The organism is Rickettsia endosymbiont of Nabis limbatus (assembly GCF_965196655.1).
Classification (GTDB): domain Bacteria; phylum Pseudomonadota; class Alphaproteobacteria; order Rickettsiales; family Rickettsiaceae; genus Rickettsia.
The window spans coordinates 393,065-411,274 of sequence record NZ_OZ239771.1 but is presented as its reverse complement, the minus strand read 5'-3'; the positions used below and the strand labels follow the sequence as shown (position 1 = coordinate 411,274).

Genomic DNA, 18,210 nt, shown 5'->3' with positions numbered 1-18,210 from the left:
AATTTTTACATATAGTGGTCCCTTTTTCGTGCAATTTACTGGTCCCTTTTTATTTGACAATGACAATAAGAAGGTTTGCCTGAACCTTGATTTTTTACATAATTACGTAATTTCCGCTCATCACCATGTTTACATACTGTGCTCATAAAATATCCTTTACTCCAAAACTCACTTCCCCATAATTTTTCTTTAAGATTTGGATATTTCTTAAACATTTCCTTAGATGTAATACTTTTTATGATTTGAGTTATTTTTGTTGGGCTATACATTAGTATTGACTGTAGTAAAAAATGTACATGTTCTTTATCTACTCCTATTTCCAAAAATCTAATTTCATAACGAGCTTCTATGTCCTCACAAATTTTACATAAATAATCGTCTAGTTCCTCATTGAATATTACTCTTCTATACTTTGCCGGTGTTACTAAATGATATATTAGTACTGTGACATTATCACTTTTATGTATATAACTGCTTTCTTCCATGCATCTAGTATATCACGAAGCAGACCTTCGGGGAATTAAACCCTAAGAGATTAAACTAAAGAAAATAGGCACAAGAGATATTAAAGCATCTGTATATTCTAAAGATGGAACTGAGATTGTTTCATGGAAAAATGCCAAGAGGAATATTTGGGAAATTAAGAACTTAAGCCGTGATATAGAGATCAAACCAAAAACTGATGAAAATAATCTTGCTGAAATTAAGCTAGATGGTCTAGATCGGCAACAAATGCATATGAAATCACGCGAGGAGTTTGATCATGAGAAAAATATGTTGCTAAATCCAGAATATAAACAAAAATATGAGGAGGAACAAAAGTTAAAAATTAAACAAAACCATACATTAGACCTCTTTCGAAACTAAGATTTAAGATCACAATATGAGCTAAAAATCTGAGTAACATAGACAAAAAGATTTGTTTTTGGGCTATAGTTGCTAGTATAATTTTAGTTTTAAATAATTAGTTTCGAAAGAACTCTAATGCCTATTTTAGAATTTGGTGAGTAGGCCAGTAGAATTTTCTTCCCCCTAGCCTCTCTCAAAACCGTACGTAAACCTCTCAGCTTATACGGCTTCCATTAAACAACCACTCTTGTTATCCCTATTTTCCAATGTGCAAATAAATTTGGGTTATGCAACGCAATATTTTGGATATACTTTATTGCTTTAATTTTATGCCTCGTATACCGTTTATATTTTCTCATTGCCCATTTTACTAAGATCTTAGTAAAATGTTGTAAAACCCATGCCAATTCTGATATACCATACTTACCATAATAGTTAATCCAACCTACTAGTTTAGGGTTACATACCCTAGCAATATCTTCTAAGCTTGATCCACTTCTTTTATATATTTGGTAGGTTCTTATCTTTTGGCGTATTTCTTTACAAGACTGTTTGCTAATTGCTGGATTAAATCCAGTAAAAATCCTATTCTCTTTACTATTCTTTACTGTTCTAGGTCTGAAAGTGTATCCAAGAAAGTCAAAAGATATGCTTGGATAATTATCCTTCCGTCTATTATCCTTACAGTAGATTATCTTTGTCTTCTCTAAATTCATTTCAATGCCACACTCTATAAATCTTTCAACTAGCTTAGATAATATTTCTTTCGCTTGATTTTCTGTTTTACAGTGAACAAGACCATCATCTGCATATCGACACCATTCAACTTTTGGATAATTTCTTTCCATCCATTTATCAAATGCATAATGCATGAACAAATTACTTAGCATTGGACTAATTACTCCTCCTTGAGGTACACCACAACTCTTAGTAACTATTTTCCTATCTGATTTTTGCATTGCTGCTTTTAACCATCTTCCTATGTATAATTCTATCCATTTATTATTATTGTGTTTCTTCAATGCGCTCATGATAAGTGCATGCTGTATATTGTCGAATAATCCCTTGATGTCAAACTCCAGTACCCAATTATTTTTCCAGCATCTCTGCCTTGTTACCTCTATAGCTTCTAAGGCTGATTTATTTGGACGATATCCATATGAATCCTTTAAAAAGTGAGGTTCAATTTTTGGTTCAAGTTCTAACTTTACTACCATCTGAGCTATTCTATCTTCTACTGTAGGCACTCCTAAAATTCGTTGATCTCTATTTCTCTTAGGTATGGCTACAGCTTTAACAGGCTGTGGCATATAACTTCCTGAAGACATACGATTCCAGATCTTGTATAAATTCTTTTTCAAGTTTTCTTCAAAATCTTTTATCGTTTGTTGATCAACTCCTGCAGCTCCAGCATTTGCTTTTATAAGCTTGTATGCTTGCAACACTAACAGTTTCGAAATCTTAAATGGTTTCGTCATTACCTCTATCTCATCCCTTTAAAAAAAAGTTGAATATTAGTTAGACAGTTTAATTCACTTCCTTCGCTCCATCGTCATTACAACAACTTCAATACTACTACAAAGTGATCCGCCCCAGTGCACTGCTTTAGTATTCTTTATCTTGCAGTCACCCTGCTTGATATTCTACTTTTACATCAGTACGACTGGTTCCCGCAGTTCCATAAAAGAGCCTAGATTAGATTCATGCCACCTATACACCGAGTACCGCTTACCCAACATCCGAGTAGCCGATAAGCTTATCCCTAGAGAATGTGTAGCCCTAGGTTTTGATACTATTATCATTTACGACGCTTATAGTAGTTCACTCTCATTCATCTCTCTAATCCTTACTTCACCAAAAAGTTTTTTTTGATTTTCCTTAATGCTCACGACCATCGCTCTTAACCACAGCCGCTTAAGGTAGTTTGAGACCAACTCTCGATAACCGATCTCGGTGGACCTACCACCATCTCTTCTATAGCTTTGCTACGGCACACACACAATTACTTAGATAGGGCGTATTTATACAATTTTTCAAAGAAAAAAATTATACCTAATGTATTTCCATCCAATTATTACCAGCTCTAATCTCGGTAATAATTGGTACATCCATATTGGTAGAATTTTCCATAATTTGCTTGATGATCGGCATTATTGTTTCTACTTCATCTATTGGTGCTTCAAATAATAGCTCATCATGAATTTGCAGAACCAATCTAGTTTTAAGTTTATGCCTCTCTATTTCTCTATCAAGTAGGGTCATCGCTATTTTGATTATATCGGCATTAGTTCCTTGAATCGGGGCATTAATAGCGGCACGCTCGGCAAATTGCTTAAGTCTTTTATCATTAATTAGTGGCACAAAACATTTACGTCCAAAAAAATCAGTAACATATCCATTTGCTTGAGCAAAGCTTTTAGTCGCTTCCATATATTCCTGCACGCCCTTATATTCAGCAAAATATTTTTTGATATATTCGGCAGCTTCGGTATTACTAACATTTAGCTGCTTTGCAAGCCCAAAAGCACTTATTCCGTAAATAATACCAAAATTTATAGCTTTTGCTTTACGTCTATGTTCGCTAGCTAATTCGTCCTTTTGTAAATTGAAGATTTGACAAGCAGTTTGGGTATGTATATCGTCTTTATTAATAAATGCTTGTTTTAAAGCCTTTATATCTGCGATATGGCTTAATATTCTAAGCTCTATTTGCGAGTAATCCGCCGATATTAATTTATAGCCTTGCTCTGCAACAAAAGCTTGTCTAATTTTATTCCCTTCCCCTGATCTAATAGGCACGTTTTGCACATTAGGCTCTTGTGAGCTAAGCCTGCCTGTGGTAGTGGAAGTTTGCAAAAAAGTCGTATGAATTCTGCGGGTTATATTATCTATTTGCTTTGGCAAACTATCGGTATAAGTATTTTTTAGCTTAGTAAGTTGACGCCATCTTAGCAATAAATCAGCAATGGGATAACCTTGCTCGCTAAGCTTTTCAAGTATCTCAGCACCGGTTGAATAGGAATTTGCTTTAGCAGAAGTTTTACCGAATGGTAATCGCATTTTCTCAAATAAAATTTCTCCTAGTTGTTTTGGTGAACCAATATTGAACTTCGTACCACTTAAAGCAAAAATTTCTTCTTCAAGCTTTAAGATTTCAGCTCCAAATTCGCTAGATAACTGATTTAAATAATTTGCATCTACTTTTATGCCGGCTTTTTCCATTTTATCTATTACAAAGCACACAGGTAAATCGATTTCTTTATAAATTCTAAAAGCCTTGTTATTCTTAAGTTCTATGATACTCTGCTCGTAAAGATTAGCAAAATCCGTTACTATTTTTGCTGATTCTTCTATCGAGGCTTCTTTTTCTACAGCTTCAAATAGATTTTTCTGTGGAAGACCTGCGGATAGTGCATAATTCATTAGCTCTAAATCCTCGATTGCTGTAATTTGCTGTGCCCTACTAGCATAAAATTTCAGCAGAGGTTTTAGTGAGTAGGTGATTTTTTTTATTGACTGGTCAGTCAGCAAACTAAAAATAATATCTATAAACCATTCATTATCAGCCTTAGAATTATAAGAAAAAAGATCATTACTTTCATTTGAGACTTTAATAATATAAGCTTGATTTTTTAAGGATAAAATAAATGCAATATTAGCTCCTTTATTTTGCAACAAATATATTCCGAATATTCCTGCTTTTTCAGCCTTTTCAGCGAAAGCTTCCAGCTCAGCTTTATTACCAATCTCTTTTATCTCTAAATCTTTTTCTTCTATTACTTCTTTATGTTCACTAATTTTAATATTAAATAAATTCTCTGCTCTTTTATATAAGGATTTAAAGCCATATTCGTGTAAAAACTCTGTTAATTTATGATGATCAGGTGGCGACCATTCTAGAGCATTTAAGTTAAAATCTAGATCAACATTATAATCAAGCCCGATTAGTTGCCATGAAATCAGAGCAGCCTCCTTTGAGTTTTGTAATGTGTCACGTTGTTTTATGCTTGAAACTTGCTCTAGGGAATTAAAAATATTATCAACTGTACCAAATTGCGTGATAAGATTACTCGCTGTTTTCGGTCCTATTGACGGCACACCTGGAATGTTATCGGACTTATCACCAATTAAAGCCATCACCTCACGTAATTTATCAGAAGTGACACCAAATTTTTCAACAACATTATCTTCAGTAATATATTTAGCTTTTAAAGGGTCATATATTTTTACGCTGTCATTCATTAGCTGCAACAAGTCTTTATCAGAAGATATAACTACTACTTCTTCCCCAAATGAAGCTGTTTTAGCTGCAAAAGTTGCTATGATATCATCAGCTTCAAAGCCATTTTTTTCTAAAATTGGGAAGTTTAAATTTCTTGCAACATCACGCACTAATGGTAATTGTGCAATCAAATCCTCAGGCGGTGGTGGGCGATTAGCTTTATATTCAGGATAAATTTCATGACGGAAATTTTTACCACCACTGTCAAATACTACTGCTGCATGTTTCGGCTTAAAATCGTTAAGCAGCTTTAGCAGCATTGAGGTAAAGCCGTAAAGAGCCCCTACAGGCTCACCTTTTGGAGACGTTAAAGGCTGTTGTGCATGATAAGCTCTAAAAACAAATCCGTATCCGTCTATAAGCAGTAAAGTATTTTTCTTGGTCATTTTGTATGAGAATTAAAGATAAATGATAATATAATAATGAATTAAAACGCTGATTTCAATTTAAGAATTTTACTCCTCCTTTTTTTAATCTCTGCTATATTCTGTATAATTACTTTTTAGCAGAAATGTATTATGTTTAAATTATTAAATCCTCATTATTTTGATAAATTGTCAAAAATAACAATTCCTATATTGACAATATTGACTTTTCTAATGTCGGCTATTGGGCTTTATTTAGGGCTACTAACCTCCCCACCTGATTATCAACAAGGCGAATTCGTACGTATTATGTATGTTCATGTACCTGCTTCTTGGATGGCACTCGCTATTTATGTTTTTATGGCAGCGTGTAGCTTTAGCTATTTGGTATGGAAAACTACTATGTCATATTTGCTTGCGGTAGCTGCTAGCTATATTGGTGCTACTTTCACCTTAATTAGCTTAGTAACAGGCAGCATATGGGGCAAACCTATATGGGGAGTATGGTGGGTATGGGATGCTCGGCTTACTTCAATGTTAATATTATTTCTACTATATTTAAGCTACATTATAATAGTTAACAGTGCAGAAGATATAAGAAAAGCTCAAAATCCTGCTTCTATTATTGCCCTTATTGGACTTATTAACATACCAATAATAAAATTTTCGGTAAATCTTTGGTATAGCCTGCACCAACCAGCCAGCGTTTTAAGATTAGGATCACCAACCATCCACTCATCAATGCTAAAACCTTTAATGATAATGTTTGTAAGTTTTATATTATATTTTTTGTTAATATTATTTTTAAGAACCTCTATATTAATCAACAAAATTAAAAGTAAATAAAAAAATGACCTACGTTGTAACTGATGAATGCGTGAAATGTAAATATACTGATTGTGTTGAAGTATGTCCGGTAGATTGTTTTTATGAGGGTGAGTTCATGCTAGTTATCAATCCAGATGAATGTATAGATTGCGGGGTATGCGTGCCTGACTGCCCAATAGATGCAATAAAGCCTGAAACACCAGAATTAATTGAGTGGGTAGAGCGAGCAAAACATTTTATAGAACATGAAAAATGGCCAGTTATTACTAAGAAAAAACCCGCCTTGCCTGATGCCAATAAATTCAAAGATGAAAAAGATAAATTTAATAAATATATTGCTGTATAAAAGAGCTAATTATCTATTTGTGTCTATTTTGTCACAAACTTATCTAAACTTATTGCTTTAATCTATTAATTTTATATATTAATCTAGCACTATTAATAATAGTATGTTATACTAGCCCTAAAGATAGCTTTTTATTAATTAATTCAAATTATTGAGGTACTAAAAATGAAAAAATTACTTTTAATAGCTGCTACAAGTGCAACAGTTTTATCTTCAGCCCTTTCATTCGCTGATTGTGGGAATGATAGCTGGTATTTAAGAGTAGATGCTGGTGCGGCAATGTTCAATAAAGAAAAGGACAGCCGAACTGGTCTTAAATTAAAATCTAATACTGCTTTTACTGGTGATATTGGTGTTGGTAACTATGTTGCAGAAAACTTCAGAGCTGACTTAACTTTAGGTGCTACATTTAGTGGTAAATTAAAGAAGTCTGGCAATGTTAATGGAGCTAATATTTCAGCAAGCCATAAGCCTAATATCACACGTTTACTTATTAATGGTTACGTAGATTTATCTAACTTTGAAATGTTTGATGTTTTTGCTGGTGCCGGTATCGGTGCTTCAATGCTGAAAGAAAAAGTTTCATATTCTGGAATTAATAGTGTTTCTACTTCTTATTCAAGCAAAAACACAACTAACCTTGCTTACAAACTAACTTTAGGTGCTTCTTCACAAATTTCTGATGGAGTTAAAGCAGAGTTAGCTTATAGCTGGATAAGTGATGGTAAGACAAAAGGCGGAACTGTAAAAAACTTAGCAGGTCAAAATGTGCAAGCTAAAGGAACACGTTATCAAAGCCATAACATAACCTCAGGTTTAAGATTTAATATATAATTAAATAATAAGCAATATTTAATAGTTTCAAGTGGTAAAAATATATTTTCTATTACTTGAAACTATTTTTCATTAGATTAGGTAATAATCTTATCTAAATCTTAATTTTAATAACTAGTAAATAATTTAAGGAATATTAATAATATGAAAAAATTACTTTTAATAACAGCTGCAAGTGCAGCTATTTTATCTTCAGCTGCAATATTTGCTGCTACTGATCCTTGCAAAGGAGTTGTAATGAATGCTCCTATGACTGATTCAGCTATGAATTCATCAATGCCAGCATCAGCTATGAATTCATCAATGCCAGCATCAGCTATGGAAAATCTATGGTACTTAAAAGTAGATGCTGGTGCTGTGATTTTTGATAGCCAAAAAGATAAGTTTACAGGAATAAAAATGAAGTCTAACACAGGCTTTACTGGCGAAATCGGAGCAGGTTACTATATTATGGATAATCTAAGGACTGATTTTACAGTTGGTTTAGTAACAAGTAATCATTTAAAAAAATCAGCAAATGATAAAGCTGGTAATAGAGTTTCAGTAAAACATAGACCTAATATTGTAAGCTTCTTATTAAATGGTTATGTTGACGTAGTTGATTTAAATATGTTTAAAGTTTTTGCTGGTGCTGGTATCGGTGCTGCAATGGTGAAAGAAAAAATTTCATATACATATGCTGATGCTACTATTGGCAGTGGTAAGGTAAATGTTAAAAATAAAACAAATTTTGCTTATCAATTATCTTTAGGTACTTCATTTGAAGTTGCTCAAGGTGTAAAAGCTGAACTAGTTTATAGCTGGAGAGATTACGGTAAGACAAAAACTAAAACTATTACTAAAGGTAGTGATTCAGCAAGATTTGGTGGAACACGCTATAGAGGTAGTAACTTAATGGCTGGTCTAAGATTTGATATGTAATTTTTTACATCTTCAAACTACCTAAATCCAAGAAAAGAGTCTTTAGTTTTCTAAAGGCTCTTTTTTTTATATACTCGGTGTCTTTTTAGACGTCATTGCGAGTGCAGCGTGGCAATCTCAGGAAGTAATACAACATTTCTGAGATTGCGTACGTACAATTATTTCATAATTTCCTCGCAATGACGTTTTGGGATTATTGCATGAATCATTTCCACCCCTGTCATTCCTGCGTGAGGCTTGCTTGCGTGGATCATTCTCCCCTGTCATCCCGTGATTTATTCACGGGATCCAGTTAAAAATACTAATAAAATTAGTATTTTTAATTATTTTCTGGATCTAGTTCCCAAGCCACGGTATGACTACCTTAGGGCGTTTTTCGATCCACGCAACAATGCCATTACAGGATGACACAGTAGCCTTTGCTCATCCTCACAAACGGGAAGTTGCCACATGCTCCATCCCCGCCACGTCTCAATCACCTATATCCACTGTTGCTCTAATACTACTTACAAACTCCCCATTAAAAAACTTCTGCAATTTTCTCTTTATTAATTAGCCTATATATTATATAATTAAATTAGTTACTAATTATTAAGGGTTTTGTATGAAGAAGCAGCGCATAATAAACGAGATGTTTTTAGAGTCTGTCTTGAAATTAAGGTTTAGTCAATTTTTTAAGCATAAGTGTAATCATATTGATATAAATAATATGTTCAGAAGTTTTATAGTTATGCTCATAGTCTTTACTCATACGACGAAAATTATTGAGCCAGCCAAAAGTACGTTCAACTATCCAACGCTTGGGAATCACTTTAAACCCCACTTGATCAACAATTTTACGAGAAATTGTCAGTAATGCTCTTACAGTTAAAAAACACCAAATTTGTAATGCTCCAGCATAACCACTATCTGCAAAAAATTTGATAATACTAGGATATTTTGCTTTTGCCTTGATTATTACATTTTTAGTACCATCTCTGTCTTGTATACCTGCTGAATGTACTTCACATGATAATACTAAACCAAGTGTATCTGTAACTATATGGCGTTTCCTACCCTTAATCTTCTTGCCTGCATCATATCCTCTAGCTCCCCTTTTTGGGTAGTCTTAACAGACTGACTATCTATAATCCCTACAGTAGGAGTGGATTTCTTACTTTCTTTCTCCCTTACTTTTTGGACTAATCTATCATGTATTTCTTGCCATCTACCATTCTTACGCCAACGTAAATAATAGTCATATACTGTTTGCCATGGGAGAAAATCTTTAGGTAATAATCCCCACTGACAACCACTCCTAATTACGTAACGAATGCCATTAATTATATCTCTTATATTATGTTTACGTGACCGTCCATAGTACCCTACAATTTTGTAGAGATGTTGAAGAAAGGTTGATTTAAAGGGTAATAAAGTAGTATAAGGTGGATTTTTTGGAAAACAATGCACCGAATACTACTTCGAGAATTAATTTTATATATAGATGGAAATAAATCAAGATTAAAATGTTTGTCTGGAATGATAATCAGTCTAATGACTGGAAGTTCTATTTATCAAAAAGGTTTAGCCCTTGGTATTGTAGGTGATGCTAAAATATCATCAAAAACCCATAGGATTTATTGTTTTTTGAAAGAATTTACTTTTGATTATATGAAAGTTGCATCATTGATATTAAGCTTTTTTTGTATAGAAAATTATGTTGTAGTAATAGATCGAACAAACTGGAAATTTGGGAAATCAGATATTAATATTTTATTTTTAGTAATTATAATTGGTAAAATATCAGTGCCAGTGTACTGGAAATCTTTACCGCATGGTGGGGTATGTTCTGGAGAATTGATGGAAGAATTTTTACAGAAATTTATTAAAAATTTGGGTGTTGAAAAAATAAAGTATTTGCTTGCTGATCGGGAATTTATGAATAAAGAATGGTTAAATTTTCTGATAAATAATCACATAAAATTTGCTATTCCCTTAAAAAGAGATAACAAAATTCGCCTTGAAAAAAGTTTAAAAACTCTAAGCATTGTAAAAATATTTAATGATCTTAAAGCTTTAGAATATAAGGTTTGTAGCGGTGTATTGTGGGATAAAAAAGTTAATTTTGCTGCATATAAAAACGATAAAAGTGAACTAATGGTGTTGGTATCATCCATTGAGATTGAAGTTGATATTTTCGCTTTATATAGATATCGATGGTCAATCGAACGGTTGTTTAAGCATCTTAAAAGTGGTGGTTTTGATATTGAAAAAAGTCATTTAGTAAATTTGGACAGATTTGAGAAATTATTAGTGGTAGCTGCTATCAATTCAGCCTTAATAATCAAGAATGGATTAATACAAAATGCACTAAATCCAATTCGTATAAAAAGCTATAAAACCATTGAAAAACAACTATTTTCATTATTTACTTATGGCTTTGATTATATTAAAAATGCCTTCTATCAATCTATAATAGCTATAACTCAACTCATAGATACCTTATTACTACCTCCAAAAAAAGAGCTTTTTCACACTCTCAACGCCCCATTACAAAAATTGTAGGGTACTATGGCAGTAAAGCTAGTTAATATTAAAATACAAGAAGAAAAAATTACTATGGCAAAGGAAATGATGAAAGAAGGGTTTTCTTTAGAGTCTGTTATAAAAATTACTAAATTATCAAAAGCAGAAATTAAGTAGTTAAAATAAGTTATATTTATGAAAGAAGTTAAGGCGAATGATTTAAGCATATATATTCATTGGCCTTTTTGTTTGTCTAAATGTCCTTATTGTGATTTTAATTCCCATATAGCGAATAGTATAGATGATGATAATTGGCTTAAATCTTATGAGAAAGAAATAGAATATTTTAAAGATATTATTCAAAATAAATATGTAAGATCTATTTTTTTTGGTGGCGGTACTCCCTCTTTGATGAACCCCAAAATTGTTGAGGGGATAATAAATAAAATTAGTGGGCTTGCAAGAATAGATAAGCGAACAGAAATAACACTAGAGGCTAACCCAACTTCATTTGGGACAGAGAAATTCAAGGCATTTAAGTTGGCAGGTATTAATCGTGTTTCGATTGGTATGCAATCTTTAAGAGAGCATGACTTAAAAAAGCTTGGCAGAACTCATGATTCCTTGCAGGCTATTAAAACGATTGAATCCGCTAATAAAATTTTTCCTAGAGTTTCGTTTGATCTAATATATGCTCGAAGTGGTCAGGAACTAAAAGATTGGCAGCAAGAGCTAAAGCAAGCAATGGAGCTTGTTACAGGGCATATTTCTCTTTATCAGCTTACTATTGAAAAAGGTACGCCGTTTTATAAATTATTTCATGATGGTAATTTAATTCTTCCAAATTCTGATATGGCTGCTGAAATGTATGAGTGGACGAATGATTATCTAGAGTCTCAAAAATATTTTAGATATGAGATATCTAATTATGCTAAAAAAGGACAGGAATGCGTACATAATTTAACCTATTGGAACTATAATGATTATTTAGGTATAGGTCCTGGTGCTCACAGTAGAATAATTGAAAATCCTAGTTCAGTATCCGCAATTATGATGTGGCATAAGCCGGAAAAATGGTTAGAAGCAGTTAATAATAAGAATAATGGTGTTCAAACCAATGTTAAGCTAACTAAGCAAGAAATTATTGAAGAAATTTTGATGATGGGTTTACGCCTTAAAGATGGCATAAATATTTCTGCATTGGAGCAGAAAATAGATGCAAAATTAGAAAATATTTTAGATATTAGCAGCCTTAACCATTATCAAGAATTAGATTTAATTAGATTAAAGGAAAATATTTATCTGACCAATAAAGGGCTAATGTTGCATAGCTATATAGTCCCTAGATTAATATTGCTATAGAAGTCAAGATTTGATCTTACAGACACTATAAAAATTATATCTGAATATCTGATAAATTATGACTGTCAGATGAGTATTCAAGATATAAGATTTCATTGTTCTTTTCAATAGCTAATTTCTTACTATCCTTAAAAGTTTGCATAGGCGTTTTACCATAATAATATTTTCCTGAATGTGGTCGCTCATTATTGAAATGCTCTAACCAAATATCAAGATCTAATTGTAAATCATCAAGATCAGTGTAGATCTTTTTCCGCATAGCTGTATCAAAGAATTCTTGTTTCATAGTTTTATTAAAACGTTCACACATACCATTTGTTTGAGGAGAATATGCTTTAGTAATAGTATGTTCTATACCTTCGATACCATAGTACCCTACAATTTTGTAGAGATGTTGAAGAAAGGTTGATTTAAACGGTAATAAAGTAGTATAAGGTGGATTTTTTGGAAAACAATGCACCAAATACTACTTCGAGAATTAATTTTATATATAGATGGAAATAAATCAAGATTAAAATGTCAAAACTTACGCTATGTTTGGTTCTAAATATCGTAAAGATGGAGAACGAAGCTGTTGTTGCATATAGTCATCTAAAAGCCCTAACTTTATTTGGTAGACCGTTTTACCTATTTTATTTGCAGTTCTTTTGAGAAAAGCCCAAACTAGAAATGCACAACTAATGTGATTACGTTGGATACGCTGTTTTCTGCATTGGTAACGTTCTATACCAGTCAGTTGCTTAATTTTTCTATGCATGCTCTCAATTACCCATCGCAAGCCAAACTCATCTTGTGCAGCTTTAGAAGATTTTTGAGTTTTGTTATTGGTAACAACATAATCAACTCTGTTGGTAGAAACAGTAAATTTAAACAAATTAACATGCTTATTTTTGGCAAATCCTTTTATATGAATCTCCATTCCATTCTTAATTTCTTCATCTAAAAACATCAACTTGCTAACAGCTTTATAAGGCTCGTAATCACACGTTTTACTAACATTTCTATTGGCTTTAATAGGGGCATAATAATATTTGCCCAAGGAGTCAACATGTTGCATAATTTTGTGTGTAGCATACCATGTGTCAAAAAGTACAGTTTGAAAAGGAATCTTTTTACTATAAACAGCATTATTGAACATCTTTAGTAGGTGATCTAGTTTCGTCGCTCCATCATGATCAGGTGAAAAAATGCGATAATCTATTACCCAAAACTTATCAATATCGGGGTTATAATATACAAGACTCACTACTCCTATACCGGTAGTAACTCCACCTGTAGCTCCACTATACTGCGATCTAGCAACCTCTATTTTCTTTGTGTTCCTTTTGTTTAACACCGTATCATCAAATATTGTATATCCGTTAGATGAAAAGATAACATCATTCTTAATGTGTTCCCATAACAAAGAAGGAGTATATTTTTCATTTTCTAAAAATCTATTAATAACATCATGGCTACATTTCTTGGCATGTTCAGCGTAGTAGGTTAAACTATAATTCTTTTGGCTAATTGTTAAAAATTGACAGTAATCTGTTCTATTAATTGGTATTGCTTGCAATCTGTTCCTCTTTAACATGTTTAATTATTCTTACAATAATTTATCACTCTTCCACTCATAGCGTAAGTTTTGATACATAAAAGTGATAATGTCACAGTACTAATATATCATTTAGTAACACCGGCAAAGTATAGAAGAGTAATATTCAAAGAGGAACTAGACGATTATTTATGTAAAATTTGTGAGGACATAGAAGCTCGTTATGAAATTAGATTTTTGGAAATAGGAGTAGATAAAGAACATGTACATTTTTTACTACAGTCAATACTAATGTATAGCCCAACAAAAATAACTCAAATCATAAAAAGTATTACATCTAAGGAAATGTTTAAGAAATATCCAAATCTTAAAGAAAAATTATGGGGAAGTGAGTTTTGGAGTAAAGGATATTTTATGAGCACAGTAGGTAAACATGGTGATGAGCGGAAATTACGTAATTATGTAAAAAATCAAGGTTCAGGCAAACCTTCTTATAAAGCATTTCAACAAAAACAGTTAAACCTTTTTGGATAGATACCTCGTAGCTCTGCTGCGAGGAGTATCATTTTTTAAAGTAAATTTTTGAAAATTCCCTATACGTTAATGATAATTAATAATATAATTTAGTTAAACTATATTATTTAATTATGTCAAACGATAATTCTCAGGTTACCCCTCCTCTTTCTAAGCAACAATTATTTGCTTTTTTTGGTATGGTTGTCGGTATGTTTATGTCAGTGCTTGATATCCAAATTGTTGCAAGCTCATTATCCGTAATAGCAGCAGGACTTGCCGCTTCAAGTGATGAACTTTCTTGGGTTCAAACCTCTTATTTAATAGCTGAGGTTATCATAATTCCGATTACGGGATTCTTAGCAAGATTACTTTCCACTAGAATCTCTTACTTTGTTGCAGCTCTTGGGTTTACGATTATGAGCGTATTATGCTCACTTGCAACGAATATTGAATCAATGATTATCTTTAGAGCGTTACAAGGATTTTTTGGCGGTGCTATGATACCAACAGTTTTTAGCACTGTTTTTATAATTTTTCCGCCATCACAACGTCCTAAAATTACTATATTAATTGGGCTTGTTGTAACTGTTGCACCAACTTTAGGTCCAACACTTGGAGGGTATATTACAGAAATTTTATCATGGCATTTTATGTTTTTGCTGAATGTTATATCTGGTATTTTTGTATGTAGCGTAGTTTTTTTATATGGTCATTTTGACAAACCAAATTACAATTTACTGAAAAATTTTGATTTCCTTGGCATAGCTATTATGGCTTTGACTCTTGGTTTACTACAATACGTTTTAGAGGAAGGTAATAAAAAAGGCTGGCTTGAGGATAATTTAATATTATTTTTAAGTATTGCTGTAGCCTTAGGCTTTATTTTATTAATAATCAGAGAACTAACTTTTATAAACCCAATTTTAGATTTAAAAACATTTCTCTATAAAGATTTTACGTTTGGCTGTCTCTATTCTTTTGTTATGGGTATAGGATTATATGGAGCAGTATATATATTACCATTATTCTTATTTACCATAGCAGGTTATGATACTCTGCAAATTGGTGCTACTATGATGGTAACGGGAATAGCACAATTTTTATCAGCACCACTAGCTGGAAGAATGCTAGGAGCGGGCGTAGATTTACGGCTAATGCTGATTATAGGGCTTGGAGGTTTTGCCCTTGGATGTCACCTAAATAGCTTTCTGACACCTGATTCTAAATTTGCCGAATTTATATTACCACAATTCGTTAGAGGGCTTTCTTTGATGTTTTGTTTTATACCAACGAATAACATAGCTCTTGGCAATATGCCAAGGGATAAAGTAGGGAATGCAAGCGGTCTTTATAACCTCACTCGTAACCTTGGAGGAGCAGTAGGACTAGCAGTAATTAGTACTATACTAACTAATGATACTAAAATTTTTATGCAATATCTATCGGAAAACATCCCCTCCACTTCTATAATTGCAATGGAGCAATTAGATTCATACAACGCATTATTAAGCGGAAAAGTATTTAATCCAGAAAAAGCCTCATATTTATTATTGGCTAATAAAATAAATACGGATGCATTTGTAATTGCAATAAATAATATATTTAATATGATAGCGTTATTATTTATACTTATAATGTTGCTAATTCCTTTTACTTCAAATATCAAGCTATCAGGAAACACCAATGCCCACTAAAATTTCAATTATATTATATTTTACTTGGTTATTTTGGGAAATATGTAAGTCAGCTTTTTCAGTTATTAAAATAATTTGGCAAAGGAATATAGTTATAGAACCGGTTTTTGAATGGGTTGACGCAGAAGGATTAGAAGATATAGGTGAAATAATATATGGCAACTCAATTATTTTAACTCCTGGTACAGTGACGTTAGATATAAATAATAATATGTTATTAGTTCATGCACTCGATAAATCATCAATTGATGATTTACATAATGGTAAAATGATTAAAAGAATTTTGAGGATATGACATCAAATTTAAAATATAAACGGGTTTTGTTGAAAGTTTCAGGTGAAGCTTTAATGGGCGATAAGCAATTTGGTCATGATTATGATACAATAAAAAAGATTGCCGGAGATATTAAAGAGCTTATTGATTTAGGTGTAGAAGTTGCCATCGTAGTTGGCGGCGGAAATATTTATCGTGGAATTAATGCAGCATTGGTTGGTATGGATAGAGCATCAGCAGATTATATAGGTATGCTTGCAACTGTTATTAATGCTTTAACACTGCAAAATGTTATGGAAAGCCTAAACATCTATACAAGAGTTTTATCGGCTATTCCTATGATGAGCATATGTGAACCTTATATTCGCCGCAGAGCTAAGAGACATATGGAAAAAAAACGAGTAGTAATTTTTGCTGGTGGTACTGGTAATCCATTTTGTACAACCGATAGTGCAGCAGTACTACGTGCAATAGAAATGAATTGTGATGTTTTGCTAAAAGCAACGCAAGTTGATGGTGTATATGATTCTGATCCGAAAAAAAATCCGAATGCTAAAAAATATTTCACTATTAACTATAAAGATGTTATAACTAACAACCTGCAAGTTATGGACATAGCAGCCATAGCAGTTGCTAGAGAAAATAACTTACCGATAAAGGTATTTTCAATAAAAGAAAAAGGTAATATTGCCAAAGTAGTTCAAGGGCAAGGTGAATATACATTAATAGAGGGATAATGTTTATCTTTTAAAAATTATTTTTTCATTTTATCGGGGATTCGTATCCTCACCTATTAGTATAGGCTGCGAGTAGTCACCCCTCAAAATAAAATCTAATTCTTAAAATACTTCACATTATATTAAAACATATGGATGAAAAATTATGGATAAAGTAACTCTTAAAAAAAATTTACAAGATAAGATGGATAAGGCTTTAAAGGTTTTAGATCATGAGCTTAAAGGGCTTCGTACCGGCAGAGCCTCAGTTAATTTACTTGATAGCGTAACTGTAGAAGCTTATGGTGATAGAATGCCACTTTCACAAGTTGCTTCTCTAACAGCTCCAGATGCGCAAACAATTAATGTGCAGGTTTGGGATAAATCTATGGTATCATCAGTAGAAAAAGCAATCACAGTAGCAAATCTTGGTTTAACTCCATCATCAGATGGGCAATTAATTAGGCTACCTATACCTGCTTTAACAGAAGAAAGACGTAAAGCGCTTGCAAAACTTGCTCATAAATATGGTGAAGATACTAAAATTTCATTACGTAATATTAGAAGAGATGGAAATGAAGAGCTCAAAAAAATGGAAAAGGATAATATCATAGCAAAAGATGAACATCATAGTTTAGCAGAACAGGTGCAAAAACTAACTGACGAATATAGCAGCAAAGTTGATTTGGCGATAAAGCAGAAAGAGCAAGAAATAATGACTGTGTGATAATTCAATTGTCATAAGCTACGCGACTGCAAGGAGCGTGGCAATCTCATAAAGCAAACTCCTGAGATTGCCTCCGCCTTCTTCTGCGAATCTCCTCGCAATGACGATTTGGTATCAATGAAACAACCGAATAAAGAAAACAAAATAAATTATGATTATAAGAGAAGAAGTAAAAAAAATAGCAAAGCTTACAAGGCTTAAATTTGAAGAAGATAAGGTAGAGGAATTCTCTAGCAGGCTTAGCTCTATAATGGATATGATTGATATTTTAAATGAAGTAGATTGCACCGATGTTAAGCCTTTAACTTCTGTTTGTGACATGCAAGCAAGAATGCGACCTGATGAAGTTACAAGCAAAGACCATTCAAATGAATTATTTGATAATGTTCAAGGTGCTAGCTGGCAGCTTGCTAAAGAAGTGAAATATTTTATTACTCCAAAGGTTGTTGAATAA

Annotated in this window: 19 protein-coding genes and 1 pseudogene; 13 read left to right on the top strand and 7 right to left on the bottom strand. The window is 32.6% G+C overall.

What is annotated here, in order from left to right:
* Positions 1-35 precede the first annotated feature (35 nt).
* The 3 genes from tnpA (ACOAL3_RS02430) to polA form a co-directional block, all read right to left on the bottom strand.
* The gene (gene tnpA, locus ACOAL3_RS02430) at positions 36-485 is read right to left on the bottom strand and encodes an IS200/IS605 family transposase (RefSeq protein ID WP_419235290.1); all 450 of its coding nucleotides are present in this window, start codon (positions 483-485) and stop codon (positions 36-38) included.
* Positions 486-1,082: 597 nt separating this feature from the next.
* Positions 1,083-2,327, bottom strand: coding sequence for a group II intron reverse transcriptase/maturase (ltrA, locus tag ACOAL3_RS02425; RefSeq protein WP_419234633.1), 1,245 nt, complete (start codon positions 2,325-2,327; stop codon positions 1,083-1,085).
* Positions 2,328-2,901: 574 nt separating this feature from the next.
* Positions 2,902-5,517 carry a DNA polymerase I gene (polA, locus tag ACOAL3_RS02420; protein WP_419235289.1) on the bottom strand — a complete coding sequence of 872 codons (2,616 nt, stop codon included), beginning with the start codon at positions 5,515-5,517 and terminating at the stop codon, positions 2,902-2,904.
* 132 nt (positions 5,518-5,649) lie between these two features.
* On the opposite strand from polA, the gene ACOAL3_RS02415 reads away from it, so the two are divergent.
* The 4 genes from ACOAL3_RS02415 to ACOAL3_RS02400 all read left to right on the top strand — a co-directional run bounded on the left by ACOAL3_RS02415 (position 5,650) and on the right by ACOAL3_RS02400 (position 8,425).
* The gene (locus ACOAL3_RS02415) at positions 5,650-6,342 is read left to right on the top strand and encodes a heme ABC transporter permease (protein ID WP_395476702.1); all 693 of its coding nucleotides are present in this window, start codon (positions 5,650-5,652) and stop codon (positions 6,340-6,342) included.
* A gap of 4 nt (positions 6,343-6,346) precedes the next feature.
* Positions 6,347-6,670, top strand: a complete 324-nt coding sequence (fdxA, locus tag ACOAL3_RS02410) for a ferredoxin FdxA (RefSeq protein ID WP_419235288.1) — start codon at positions 6,347-6,349, stop codon at positions 6,668-6,670.
* Between the two features lie 165 nt (positions 6,671-6,835).
* Positions 6,836-7,504, top strand: a complete 669-nt coding sequence (gene adr / locus ACOAL3_RS02405) for an adhesin Adr (RefSeq protein ID WP_419235287.1) — start codon at positions 6,836-6,838, stop codon at positions 7,502-7,504.
* Between the two features lie 144 nt (positions 7,505-7,648).
* Entirely contained in the window at positions 7,649-8,425 is a 777-nt protein-coding gene (locus ACOAL3_RS02400; protein WP_419235286.1) for an outer membrane protein, read from the top strand.
* 655 nt (positions 8,426-9,080) lie between these two features.
* On the opposite strand, the gene ACOAL3_RS02395 is transcribed toward ACOAL3_RS02400, so the two are convergent.
* Both ACOAL3_RS02395 and ACOAL3_RS02390 read right to left on the bottom strand, forming a co-directional pair.
* Positions 9,081-9,467, bottom strand: coding sequence for a transposase (locus ACOAL3_RS02395; RefSeq protein ID WP_395477655.1), 387 nt, complete (start codon positions 9,465-9,467; stop codon positions 9,081-9,083).
* The gene (locus tag ACOAL3_RS02390) at positions 9,464-9,874 is read right to left on the bottom strand and encodes a transposase (RefSeq protein ID WP_419235285.1); all 411 of its coding nucleotides are present in this window, start codon (positions 9,872-9,874) and stop codon (positions 9,464-9,466) included. Before ACOAL3_RS02390 ends, ACOAL3_RS02395 begins: the two co-directional genes overlap by 4 nt.
* Positions 9,875-9,958: 84 nt before the next feature.
* Between ACOAL3_RS02390 and ACOAL3_RS02385 the strand changes: the two genes are divergently transcribed.
* From ACOAL3_RS02385 to hemW, 3 genes are read left to right on the top strand one after another with little or no spacing between them, the layout of a single operon-like run.
* Entirely contained in the window at positions 9,959-10,969 is a 1,011-nt protein-coding gene (locus ACOAL3_RS02385) for an IS4 family transposase (RefSeq protein ID WP_419235284.1), read from the top strand.
* Between the two features lie 6 nt (positions 10,970-10,975).
* Entirely contained in the window at positions 10,976-11,107 is a 132-nt protein-coding gene (locus ACOAL3_RS02380; protein WP_419235283.1) for an Rpn/YhgA-type helix-turn-helix domain-containing protein, read from the top strand.
* 18 nt (positions 11,108-11,125) lie between these two features.
* The gene (hemW, locus tag ACOAL3_RS02375; protein ID WP_419235282.1) at positions 11,126-12,292 is read left to right on the top strand and encodes a radical SAM family heme chaperone HemW; all 1,167 of its coding nucleotides are present in this window, start codon (positions 11,126-11,128) and stop codon (positions 12,290-12,292) included.
* A gap of 34 nt (positions 12,293-12,326) precedes the next feature.
* Here hemW and ACOAL3_RS02370 read toward each other — a convergent pair.
* Positions 12,327-12,659, bottom strand: a pseudogene (locus ACOAL3_RS02370) (integrase core domain-containing protein); the annotation flags it as partial.
* 159 nt (positions 12,660-12,818) lie between these two features.
* Positions 12,819-13,850: an IS701 family transposase gene (locus ACOAL3_RS02365; protein ID WP_473198146.1), complete on the bottom strand. Its 1,032-nt coding sequence runs from the start codon at positions 13,848-13,850 to the stop codon at positions 12,819-12,821.
* Positions 13,851-13,919: 69 nt separating this feature from the next.
* Here ACOAL3_RS02365 and tnpA (ACOAL3_RS02360) point away from each other — a divergent pair, with 69 nt between their 5' ends.
* The 6 genes from tnpA (ACOAL3_RS02360) to gatC all read left to right on the top strand — a co-directional run bounded on the left by tnpA (ACOAL3_RS02360) (position 13,920) and on the right by gatC (position 18,210).
* Positions 13,920-14,363: an IS200/IS605 family transposase gene (gene tnpA, locus ACOAL3_RS02360; RefSeq protein WP_419235280.1), complete on the top strand. Its 444-nt coding sequence runs from the start codon at positions 13,920-13,922 to the stop codon at positions 14,361-14,363.
* A gap of 113 nt (positions 14,364-14,476) precedes the next feature.
* Positions 14,477-16,039, top strand: a complete 1,563-nt coding sequence (locus ACOAL3_RS02355; RefSeq protein ID WP_419235279.1) for a DHA2 family efflux MFS transporter permease subunit — start codon at positions 14,477-14,479, stop codon at positions 16,037-16,039.
* Entirely contained in the window at positions 16,029-16,334 is a 306-nt protein-coding gene (locus tag ACOAL3_RS02350; protein ID WP_395476581.1) for a Na+/H+ antiporter subunit E, read from the top strand. Before ACOAL3_RS02355 ends, ACOAL3_RS02350 begins: the two co-directional genes overlap by 11 nt.
* Positions 16,331-17,050 carry a UMP kinase gene (pyrH, locus tag ACOAL3_RS02345; RefSeq protein WP_419235278.1) on the top strand — a complete coding sequence of 240 codons (720 nt, stop codon included), beginning with the start codon at positions 16,331-16,333 and terminating at the stop codon, positions 17,048-17,050. The genes ACOAL3_RS02350 and pyrH overlap by 4 nt, the downstream gene beginning before the upstream one ends.
* A 145-nt stretch (positions 17,051-17,195) precedes the next feature.
* Positions 17,196-17,756: a ribosome recycling factor gene (gene frr / locus ACOAL3_RS02340; protein WP_419235277.1), complete on the top strand. Its 561-nt coding sequence runs from the start codon at positions 17,196-17,198 to the stop codon at positions 17,754-17,756.
* 151 nt (positions 17,757-17,907) lie between these two features.
* A complete protein-coding gene (gene gatC, locus ACOAL3_RS02335) occupies positions 17,908-18,210 on the top strand; it encodes an Asp-tRNA(Asn)/Glu-tRNA(Gln) amidotransferase subunit GatC (protein WP_419235276.1) in 303 nt (100 codons plus the stop codon).